Origin of the sequence: Arthrobacter sp. Hiyo1, from assembly GCF_001263615.2 — a bacterium.
Taxonomy (GTDB): domain Bacteria; phylum Actinomycetota; class Actinomycetes; order Actinomycetales; family Micrococcaceae; genus Arthrobacter.
In genome coordinates this window covers 353,694-356,929 of sequence record NZ_DF952471.1, presented here as the reverse complement: position 1 = coordinate 356,929, position 3,236 = coordinate 353,694, and the positions used below count along the sequence as shown (strand labels likewise).

Below are 3,236 nucleotides of genomic sequence, written 5' to 3'. Positions count from 1 at the left end.
ATGGAAGGCCAGCCGTCCGGTGGAGGACCCGTGGAAGACCCCGGCCCCGGTAACGCCGTCGCCGGTGCCCGCCGCGGCAGCAGCCGAGAAGGTCGCTGACAAGGCGAACGAGGCCGCCACCAAGGTAGCTGACACGATTGACGACGTGAAACTCAACGTTGCTGAGAAAGCCGAAGCCGTAGCCGAGAAGGCAAAGCACGCAGTCGAGGACGCTACGGACACTGCAGCAAAAGTGGCAACCGACGCCAAGACCGCGGTAAAGAACATCGCCGCCAGCCTCCACAAGGACGAAGCGGCCAAGGACCAGCCGGCCACAGACGAAGCCGGCAAGCACGAGGCCTAGGCAAACAGCCATATTCGCTCCACGTTGAAGGGATCCCGGTTCGCCGGGGTCCCTTCAATTGTTTGGCCACTTGTCACCGGAGCTTCCTCACGTGACACCGCCCTGATGTTAGATTTATGGGGATGCCAGCCGATAGATCTTTCGTAGATGCAGCCACCAATGCAGCCGTCGCACCCGTGAAGCCGAGCGTTTCAATCATCATCCCGGCGTACAACGAGGAAAGCGTCATACGGCAATGCCTGATCGCGGCCATCTACCAGTCAGTACCTGCGGACGAGATCATCGTCGTTGACAACAAGTCCACGGACCGCACCGCCCAGATCGTCACGCAGATGCAGCAGGAATACCCGGAAAGCCCCATCATGCTGCTGAGCCAGGACAAAGCGCAGGGACTCATCCCCACCCGCAACTTTGGCCTCAATCGAGCCACGTCGGACATCCTCGGCCGGATCGATGCCGACTCCGTCGTTGAACCCGACTGGGTTGAGCAGGTCCAAAAGGCTTTCGCCGATCCCTCGGTGCAGGCGGCCACGGGTCCGGTGGTCTACTACGACATGCCGATGCGTCGATTCGGACTCAAGGCCGACGACAAAATGCGCCAGCTCATGCTTCGGCTTGCGAAGCACCAGTACCACTTCCTTTTTGGATCCAACATGGCGCTTCGCCGCTCCGCATGGGAAACCATCCGGGACGAAACCTGCCTGGATGAAAGGGACGAGATGCACGAGGACATCGATCTCTCCCTGCACCTTGCCGACCACGATCTCAGGGTGCAGTATTGGCCGCAGATGGTCTCTGGCATGTCTGCCCGCCGGCTCGAAGATTCACCGCGCGACTACCGCTATTACGTGACCCGCTTCGACCGCACCTACAAGGCACACAACGTCAAGAAGATGGCCCTGAAGGCTCCCATGGTGGTGTTCTTCTCGGTCTACTTCCCGGCCAAGCTTCTGCGGGCCATCCACACGGCCAATGCCGGCCAAGGCGTCCGCCGAGGCGGCCTCTAGCCACTCAGTCAGTGCCGAGTTCGGCGATCTTGCCCTCGGCGTCGCCCTTGCCGCTCCGCTGACCGGCGACGACGACGGCGAGTCCAACCAGGATCAAGGCGAGTCCCGCATAGGTACCGGCCGGCAGGGTCTCGTGCAAGAAGACGGCAGCGAGAATGGCTGCGCCCGGAATCTCCAGCAGGATGATCATGGACACCAGGAGCGGGCTCATGGTCGCCAGGAGATGGTTGAAGGCGGTGTGGCCCACCAGTTGTGCACACACGGTGATGGCCACGATCCCCAGCCAGCCGCCGGCGTCGAACCCTACAAGCGGCTGGCCGCCCGTGATGGCGAGCACAGCGACGACGGCCGCACAGATCCCGTAGCAAAGCGTCGTATATGTTCCAATGCCCATGCTCTGGCGGGCTTTGCCTCCGGCCAAGGTATATAGGCCGGCCAGGGCGCCTCCGGCGAGAGCCAGGATGTCACCAAGAAAGGCTTTCGGGGAGGATCCCATATCGAAGCCCGTGATGGCGGCTACGCCGCCCAGCGCGATACCCAGGCCCACGAGGACCGGCCAGCGGTGCTTTGTGCCGCGGAGGAGCTGGAAGACGGCGATCCAGGCGGACTGCAGGCACACCAGGGCGGTAGCGGCCGCGACAGAGGTGAGTTGGAGCGCGGTGATGAAGCACGCGAAGTGGAAGGCCAGTGCCACTGCTGCCACAGCGGACCAGGTGAACTCGTTCCGGGTGATCTTGCGGAACTGGCGCGGCTCGCGGATCAGGACCGGCGAGGCCATGACGACCGCGGCGATCGCGTTGCGCCAAAAGGCGATAGCGAGTGCCGTGACGGAAGTAGCTCCAAGCGTTCCCGCGATGAGGGGTCCGGATGACGCGACGCCGAGCACACCCAAAGCAGCAACAATGAAGTTCACATTTCAACCTTAGTGGGGCGGTTAACGCAAAGAGTCCCGGTCATTTCTGACCGGGACTCTTTCCTATGGTGGAGGCACGGGGACTCGAACCCCGAACCCCCTGCTTGCAAAGCAGGTGCGCTACCAATTGCGCCATGCCCCCATAAGAAGCAACCCGTCCATACTACCCTAGTTCCTTCGATGGTTTTCGCCATCTCCAGGCGGGGCGCCTTTCGCTAGTCAACCGTGTCGGTTGCCTTGCTCCAGACTGTCTTCTGGGCTTCGGATTCCTGCACTTTTTTGTAGAGCAGGACGCCTGCGATCGCAGCTGCAACTACGAGCAACTTCTTCACATGCACCCCGTTCCGGTTCAGTTTCCTGAACCTTTAACAAAACCTGTGCAGGTTCCGTGGGCGTACCAGGACTTGAACCTGGGACCTCTTCGTTATCAGCGAAGCGCTCTAACCGCCTGAGCTATACGCCCCGATACCTCTTCGGGCCGAGACATGACTTTACAGCACATCCCGGCCCGATCTCAAATCGAGGTATTTTCACCACTGTTTTCCAGCAGTTTCCCCCAATTTCCGACCGACTGGGTCAGTCGTCGGTGAGGGTCACGCCAATGCCGCCCACGAGTGTTGCGGCAATGTTATAAAGCACGGCGCTCAGCATGGACAAAGCAGTCAGTAGAACAACATTCACCACGGCAATGATGGTTGCGAAGGAGGCAACCTGTCCGAGGGATGCGACCTTCTTGAGTTCGAAGCCGCCGCTTTCCGAGCCCGCCAGGGTGCCGAGAAGGCTGTCCACCTGGTTGAAAATGCCGGTGAGGTCCAGAACGGTCCAAAGCACGATTGCGGCAATCACAGTCACGATGCCCAAGGCAACGGACAACAGGAATGCCATCTTCAGGACAGACCACGGATCAACCTTGCTGACGAGCAGGCGCGCGCGGCGAACCTTCGCCTTAGGTGCCGGCTTCACGAGTCCGGGG

The 3,236-nt window shown here is 61.0% G+C and carries 4 protein-coding genes, 2 tRNA genes and 1 pseudogene; 2 read left to right on the top strand and 5 right to left on the bottom strand.

Features of this window, described 5'->3' with window-relative positions:
* Positions 1-343 (top strand): annotated as a pseudogene (locus AHiyo1_RS13210) (hypothetical protein); the annotation flags it as partial.
* 122 nt (positions 344-465) lie between these two features.
* A complete protein-coding gene (locus AHiyo1_RS13205) occupies positions 466-1,350 on the top strand; it encodes a glycosyltransferase (protein WP_059388873.1) in 885 nt (294 codons plus the stop codon).
* Positions 1,351-1,354: 4 nt separating this feature from the next.
* On the opposite strand, the gene AHiyo1_RS13200 is transcribed toward AHiyo1_RS13205, so the two are convergent.
* From AHiyo1_RS13200 to AHiyo1_RS13185, 5 genes are all read right to left on the bottom strand, one after another.
* Positions 1,355-2,263, bottom strand: a complete 909-nt coding sequence (locus AHiyo1_RS13200) for a DMT family transporter (protein WP_059388871.1) — start codon at positions 2,261-2,263, stop codon at positions 1,355-1,357.
* A gap of 66 nt (positions 2,264-2,329) precedes the next feature.
* Positions 2,330-2,405 (bottom strand) — tRNA-Ala (locus AHiyo1_RS13195).
* A 73-nt stretch (positions 2,406-2,478) separates the two neighbouring features.
* The gene (locus AHiyo1_RS25570; protein ID WP_216363197.1) at positions 2,479-2,595 is read right to left on the bottom strand and encodes a DLW-39 family protein; all 117 of its coding nucleotides are present in this window, start codon (positions 2,593-2,595) and stop codon (positions 2,479-2,481) included.
* A 57-nt stretch (positions 2,596-2,652) separates the two neighbouring features.
* Positions 2,653-2,726: transfer RNA gene (locus AHiyo1_RS13190), tRNA-Ile, on the bottom strand.
* A 113-nt stretch (positions 2,727-2,839) separates the two neighbouring features.
* On the bottom strand, positions 2,840-3,236 hold a 397-nt coding region (locus tag AHiyo1_RS13185; protein WP_059388870.1), incomplete at its 5' end, for a DUF3566 domain-containing protein.